Source organism: Paracoccus sp. J39, assembly GCF_000518925.1.
In the GTDB taxonomy this organism is placed as follows: Bacteria; Pseudomonadota; Alphaproteobacteria; order Rhodobacterales; family Rhodobacteraceae; genus Paracoccus.
Map to the genome: position 1 here is coordinate 277,248 of NZ_JAEN01000004.1, position 7,059 is coordinate 284,306.

The window sequence follows — 7,059 nt, forward strand, 5'->3', positions numbered from 1 at the left end:
TCGCGGGCATCCATGGGGCCAGTATTGCCGCGCCCGCCGGATACCCGCAAGGGTGGTTCGACCGGGGTCAGGCGCCACCGGCAAGGATGCGCGTAACCATCTCGGAGGTATTGCGCGACAGCCCGGGCATGGCGGCCAGCCGGCCGAGCGCGGCGCGGGCATGGGCCTGCCTGCCGGCGTCGTAGCGCGTCCAGGTCTCGAAGGCCGAGCACAGGCGCGCCGTGGTCTGCGGGTTCACCGGATCGAGCCGCATCAGCCAGTCCACGGTGAAACCGTAGCCCGAACCGTCGGCGGCGTGGAAGGCGGCATGGTTCGCGGTCAGCCCGCCGATCAGGGCGCGGAAGCGGTTGGGGTTCTTCCAGTCGAAATCCGGCCGCGCGGCAAGGTCGCGGGCGCGGGCCACGGCGCGGCCGGGCGCGGCGCGCAGCGGCTGGACCATGAACCACTTGTCCATGACCAGCCGGTTCCCGGCGAATTCCCGCGCAAAGGCGGCAAGCGCCTCGGCATCCCGGCCGGCGGCGATCAGGCATTCCAGCGCCCCCTGCCGCTCGGTCATGTTCGAGGCGGCGCCGAACAGCGCCTCGGCCCGTGCGCCGCCGTCGATGCGCGACAGCAGGCCCAGGCAGGCCAGGCGCAGACTGCGCCGCGCCGCGCCCTCGGCATCGGGCCTGTAAGGGCCGGGGGTCTGCATCGCCTCGTAGAGCCGGGCCAGAGCCGGCTCATGCGTTTGGGCAATGTCGCGGGCCAGCGCCTCGCGCCCGGCATGGATGGCTTCGGGGTCGGGGATCTGGCCGCGGGCGGCGATGGTCGTCGCGATCTCCTCCTCGCCGGGCAGCGCCAGGCAGAGCGCGGCGAAGGCCGGGTCGGCCTCGGCATCGTCCAGCAGCCCGGCGATGGCGCGGCCGAACCCGGTGCCGCCTTCGCCCCCGGCCGCCCGCGCGATCAGCCCGTCCAGTGCCAGGTCGTGGCCGGCCTGCCAGCGCGCGTAGGGGTCGGTGTCATGCGCCAGCAGCAGCGCCTGCTCGTCCGCGGTGATCTCGCGCGCGACCGTTACCGGCGCCGAGAAGCCGCGCAGCAGCGAGACCACCGGCCGCGCGCCCAGCCCGTCGAAATGGAAGCTCTGCCCGGCCTCGGTCATCTCCAGCACCGTGGTCGGCAGCACCTCGTCGCCATTGGGGCCGATCAGGCCGAGCGCGATCGGAATGACCCGCGGCCGCTTTTCCGGCTGGCCGGGGGTGGGCGCGGTCTCCTGGCGGAAATTCAGGGTCAGGCGGCCGTTCTGCCAGTCCTCGGAGAGCGTCAGCCGGGGCGTGCCGGCATCGGTATACCAGTGCTTGAACTGGGTCAGGTCCCGGCCGGTGGCGTCCTCGAAGACCTTGATCCAGTCCTCGATGGTGCAGGCCTGGCCGTCATGGCGATCGAAATACAGGTCGAGCGCCCGGCGATAGCCCTGATCGCCCACCAGCCGCTTGAGCATGCCGATGACCTCGGCGCCCTTTTCATAGACCGTGGCGGTGTAGAAATTGTTGATCTCCTGGTAATGATCGGGGCGCGGCGGATGCGCCAAGGGGCCCGCATCCTCACGGAACTGGCGGGCGCGCAGGGTCTGCACGTCATGGATGCGCTTGACCGCGGCCGAGCGCATGTCGCTGGTGAACTGCTGGTCGCGGAACACCGTCAGCCCTTCCTTCAGGCAAAGCTGGAACCAGTCGCGGCAGGTGATGCGGTTGCCGGTCCAGTTGTGGAAATATTCATGGCCGATCACGCCCTCGATGCGCTCGTAATCGCCGTCGGTCGCGGTCTCGGCACTGGCCAGCACCAGCTTGGAGTTGAAGATATTCAGCCCCTTGTTCTCCATCGCGCCCATGTTGAAATCATCGACGGCGACGATGTTGAACACGTCGAGATCGTATTCGCGCCCGTAGGCCTCTTCGTCCCATTTCATCGAGCGGATCAGCGATTCCATCGCATAGCCGGCGCGGTCCTGGTCGCCGGGGCGCACCCAGACGTTCAGCGCCACCTTGCGGCCCGACATGGTGGTGAAACTGTCCGGGACCGCCACCAGATCGCCCGCGACCAGCGCGAACAGATAGGCGGGCTTCGGCCAGGGATCGTGCCAGACGGCCTGGCCCGGCGCCTGCGAGACCGGGTTGCCGTTCGACAAGAGCACCGGCTTGTCCGAGCGGATGGTGACGCGGAAGGGCGCCATCACGTCCGGGCGGTCGGGATACCAGGTGATGTGGCGGAAACCCTCGGCCTCGCATTGCGTGCAGAACATGCCGCCCGACAGGTAAAGCCCCTCCAGCGCGGTATTCGCCTCGGGGTCGATCTCGACCTCGGCGGCGAAGGTGAAGGCGTCGGGCAGGTCGGCGGCGGGGATCACCAGCCGCTCGCCCGCGACTTGCGCGGGGTCGAGCGGGCGGCCGTCGATCGCCAGCGACAGCGTCCTGAGCCCGGCCCCGTCCAGCACCAGGTCGCCCGCGCCCTTGCGGCGGAAGTCGATCTGCGAGCGCACCCGCGTCGCGCGGGGGGTGAGGTCGAATTCCAGCCGGGTCTCGGCGATCTCGTAGGGATAGGGGCGCCAGTCGGCGAGATATTGCGTGACGGTCATGCGGCACCTTCCGGGCAGGTGAAAAAAATCGACGGCACAGGGGAACTTGTGCGAAACCCAAGTGTTAGACGCAGGATAGCCGGGTCGCAAGCCGGGGTCCGTCCCGGCCGACCAGCAGCAAGCGCCAACCAGAAGAGCGAGGAACAAGCATGGCCCATTACGACCCGAACGATCCGAAACGGACGGAAGGCACCGATCCGCAACGCCCGGCCGCCGCGCCCGAAACCTATGTCGAGCCGGTCGAGCGTCGCGCCTCGCCGCTGCCGCTGATCATCGGCATCCTGCTGGCCCTGGCCATCGCCTATTTCGTGCTGCAGTATTTCATGGGCCGCGACCAGGGCGCGACCACCACCGGCGAGGATGCCGCGGTGACCACCACCGAACCCGTCGACGGCGCCACCACCGAGCCGATCGGCACCACGACCGAGCCCGCCGCCGACGCGGCCTCGGATGCGGCGACCGCCGCCGAGGATGCCGCCGAAGCCGCGGGAGAAGCCGCCAGCGAGGCCGCCACCGCCGCCGAGGATGCCGCAGATGCCGCCGGCACCGCGGTGAACGACGCGGTCGAGGACGCCACCAGCGCGGCCGGCGAAGCCGCCCAGGACGCCGCCGAAGCCGCGGGCGAGGCCGCGACCTCTGCACAGGAAGCCGCCGAGAGCGCCGCCGAGGCGACGGGTGAGGCGATGCAGGACGCCGGCGAGGCGCTGGACGACGCCATCACCGTGGAAGAGCCGGAGACCACCACGCCTCCGGCCGGTGAAACCACCACCACCACGCCGCCGCCGGCCAACAACTGATCGCCCCTTGGGGCTGCACGCCGCCGTCCGGTCCTCCGGGCGGCGGATTTTCAATTTATCCGCAAGAGTGAATTGCGGAATGCTTGAGGATCGGGCCGGTTGAAACGGGCGGCCGTTTGGCATACCACGGTGCACCAAGCCAGCCGGACATTTGAAGCAAGGGGAAATGCCATGGGTCGCGTGGAAAAGGCAGGATTGCGGGTCGACGAGAGGCTTGCCGCCTTCATCAACGAACGTGCGCTGCCCGGCAGCGGCGTCGAGCCGCGCCGTTTCTGGGAAGGGCTCTCGACTCTGATCCATGAGTTCGGCCCCCGCAACCGGGCGCTGCTGGACAAGCGCGACGAGCTGCAATCGGCCATCGACGCCTGGCATATCGCCCATCGCGCCGAGCCGAAGGATGCCGGCGCATACCGCGATTTCCTGACCGAGATCGGCTATCTGGTCCCGGAGGGCGAGGATTTCCAGATCGAGACCCCCGAGACCGATCCGGAATTCTCCAGCATCGCGGGGCCGCAACTGGTGGTGCCGATCACCAATGCGCGCTACGCGCTGAACGCCGCCAATGCCCGCTGGGGCAGCCTTTATGACGCCCTTTACGGCACCGATGCCCTGGGCGACCTGCCGCAGGGCAAGGGCTATGACGCCGCGCGCGGCGCCCGCGTGATCGCCTGGGGCCGCGACTTCCTCGACACGGCCGCGCCGCTCGCCGAGGGCTCCTGGGCCGCGGTCGAGGCTTTGTCGGTCAAGGACGGCGCGCTGGTCCCGGCGCTGCGCGAAGGGGCCAAGTTCGCCGGCCATCGCGGCGACGGCGCCAATCCGACCGACATCTTCCTGAAGAACCACGGGCTGCTGATCCGCATCGTCCTCGATCCGTCCACCCCGGTCGGCGGGCAGGACAAGGCCGGCATCGCGGACATCGTGATCGAATCGGCGCTGTCGGCGATCATGGATTGCGAGGATTCCGTCGCCTGCGTCGACGGCGCGGACAAGGCGCTGGCCTATGCCAACTGGCTGGGCCTGATGGACGGCACCCTGGCCGAAGAGGTCGAGAAGGGCGGCAAGACCTTCACCCGCCGCCTGAACCCGGACGTGACCTTCACCGCGCCCGACGGCTCGGAGGTCACCGCCAAGGGCCGGGCGCTGATGCTGGTGCGCAATGTCGGCCACCTGATGACCACCCCGGCCGTGCTGGACCGCGAGGGCAACGAGATCTTCGAGGGTCTGCTGGACGCCATGGTCACCACGCTTTGCGCCAAGCGCGACCTGGACCGCGAGGGGCCGAAGAACTCGGTCACGCAGTCGATCTATGTGGTCAAGCCCAAGATGCACGGGCCGGAGGAAGTCGCCTTCGCCTCCGAGACCTTCGATTTCGTCGAGGAGGTGCTGGGCCTGCCGCGCCACACCGTCAAGCTGGGCATCATGGACGAGGAACGCCGCACCTCGGCCAATCTCAAGGAATGCATCCGTGCCGCGAAGCACCGGGTGGCCTTCATCAATACCGGCTTCCTCGACCGCACCGGGGACGAGATCCACACCTCGATGGAGGCGGGCGCCATGCTCGCCAAGGGCGAGATGAAGACCCAGCCCTGGATTTCCGCCTATGAGGACCGCAACGTCGATATCGGCCTGGCCTGCGGGCTGGCCGGCAAGGCGCAGATCGGCAAGGGCATGTGGGCGATCCCGGACCGCATGGCCGAGATGCTCGAGCAGAAGATCGCCCATCCCATGGCCGGCGCCAACACCGCCTGGGTGCCCAGCCCGACCGCCGCGACCCTGCACGCGACGCATTACCACAAGGTCGACGTCTTCGCCCGCCAGGCGCAGATCGCGGCCCTGCGCCGGCCCGCGCGGCTGGACGACCTGCTGACCATCCCCCTGGCCGGCGGCCGCAACTACAGCGAGGAGGAGATCGCCCGCGAACTCGAGAACAATTGCCAGGGCATCCTTGGCTATGTGGTGCGCTGGATCGACCAGGGGGTCGGCTGCTCGAAGGTGCCGGACATCAACGACGTGGGCCTGATGGAGGACCGCGCCACGCTGCGCATCTCGGCCCAGTCGCTGGCGAACTGGCTGCATCACGGCATCGTCACCGACCGGCAGGTCATGGATGCCTTCCGCAAGATGGCCGCGGTGGTGGATCGCCAGAACGCCGGCGACCCGGCCTATCTGCCCATGGCGCCCGGCTATGACGGCGTGGCCTTCCAGGCGGCCTGCGACCTGGTCTTCTTGGGCCGCATGCAACCCTCGGGCTATACCGAGCCGGTGCTGCATGCCCGCCGCCTGCAGGCCAAGGCCGAGCGGGCGCAGCAGGCCGCGTGATCGTCGCGCGGCTGGCCGCCCTGCCGCCGGTCTGGCTGGCGCTTTTCGCGCTGGCCGGGGCGGGGGCGGGATGGCTGATCCCGCTGCCCCTGCCCGGAGGGCTGCGCGGGGCGGGTCTGGTCCTGATCGGTGCCGCGCTGGCGCTGATGCTCTGGGCGGCGCTGACCATGGCGCGGGCCCGCACCACCGTCATGCCCGGCCGCCAGCCCGAGGTGCTGGTGACCGGCGGACCGTTCCGCTTCTCGCGCAATCCGATCTATCTGGGCGACGTGATTCTGCTGGCCGGGCTGATGCTGGCGCTGGCGGCGCCCGCGGGGCTGGTGGTGGTGCCGGCCTTTGCCCTGTTCCTGCAGCGCCGCTTCATCCTGCGCGAAGAGGCGGTGATCGCCGCGGCTTTCGGTTCCGCCTATGACCGCTATAGGATGCAGGTCAGGCGCTGGATCTAGGGAGGTCATCATGGAACGCTCGCGCATCAACCGCATCATGGCCGAGGCGGCCGAGCTGATCGGCAAGGCAGGCTTCCACCTGCCGCCCTTCGCGCATTGGAGCCCCGAGGAGTTCCGCGCCCGCGCCACCCCCGCCATCCGCGAGGGCCGGCTGGGCTGGGACATCACCGATTACGGCCAGGGCGATTTCGACCGGCTCGGTCTGTTTCTTTTTACCCTGCGCAATGGCCGGCTGGCCGACCTGCAGGCCGGGCGGGGCATGGTCTATGCCGAAAAGCTGCTGATTTCGCAGGAAAACCAGATCAGCCCGATGCATACCCATGTCATCAAGACCGAGGATATCATCAACCGCTGGGGCGCCACCCTGGCCATCCGGCTCTGCGGTTCGGACGCGCAGGGCCGCATGGACCGCAATGCGCCTTGCCGGGTCGATTGCGACGGCATCCCGCGCGAGGTGGCGGCGGGCGGAGTGCTGCGGCTGGGGCCGGGCGAATCCGTGACCCTGCGGCCCGGGGACTGGCATGAATTCTGGGCCGAGGGCGGGCCGGTGCTGATCGGCGAGGTCTCGACGGTAAACGACGATCTGACCGACAATATCTTCGCGGCACCCATCGGCAGGTTCGCGAATGTCGTCGAGGACGAGGCGCCGCTGCACCTTCTGGTCAGCGATTACGATTCTGACGTGACGTAACATTTCCGGATCGCTCCCGCCGTCACGCCCTTGTGAAAGATTATTGCGCTCTGCTATGGGGGACGTTGGAAGTCGCTAACAGGGGAGATCGCCTGGTGAAGATCGGCGGATTGAGAGAGCGTTTTGGGGGTGAGGCGCGTGTTGCGGTGACTCCGTCCTCTGCGGCGCATCTGCAGAAGCTTGGGCATGAGGTTT

General features: G+C 68.8%; 5 protein-coding genes. 4 read left to right on the forward strand and 1 reads right to left on the reverse strand.

The window, feature by feature from the left end:
• Positions 1-67 precede the first annotated feature (67 nt).
• Positions 68-2,611, reverse strand: a complete 2,544-nt coding sequence (gene pepN / locus L632_RS0106300) for an aminopeptidase N (RefSeq protein ID WP_028711206.1) — start codon at positions 2,609-2,611, stop codon at positions 68-70.
• 149 nt (positions 2,612-2,760) lie between these two features.
• On the opposite strand from pepN, the gene L632_RS0106305 reads away from it, so the two are divergent.
• The 4 genes from L632_RS0106305 to L632_RS0106320 all read left to right on the forward strand — a co-directional run bounded on the left by L632_RS0106305 (position 2,761) and on the right by L632_RS0106320 (position 6,864).
• Entirely contained in the window at positions 2,761-3,408 is a 648-nt protein-coding gene (locus L632_RS0106305; protein ID WP_028716495.1) for a hypothetical protein, read from the forward strand.
• A gap of 171 nt (positions 3,409-3,579) precedes the next feature.
• Complete coding sequence (locus L632_RS0106310) at positions 3,580-5,727, forward strand: malate synthase G (RefSeq protein ID WP_028716496.1); 2,148 nt, start codon at positions 3,580-3,582, stop codon at positions 5,725-5,727.
• On the forward strand, positions 5,724-6,173 hold the full coding sequence (locus L632_RS0106315; RefSeq protein WP_232220955.1) for an isoprenylcysteine carboxylmethyltransferase family protein: 450 nt from the start codon (positions 5,724-5,726) through the stop codon (positions 6,171-6,173). The genes L632_RS0106310 and L632_RS0106315 overlap by 4 nt, the downstream gene beginning before the upstream one ends.
• 10 nt (positions 6,174-6,183) lie before the next feature.
• Entirely contained in the window at positions 6,184-6,864 is a 681-nt protein-coding gene (locus L632_RS0106320) for a D-lyxose/D-mannose family sugar isomerase (RefSeq protein WP_028711202.1), read from the forward strand.
• Positions 6,865-7,059: the final 195 nt, after the last annotated feature.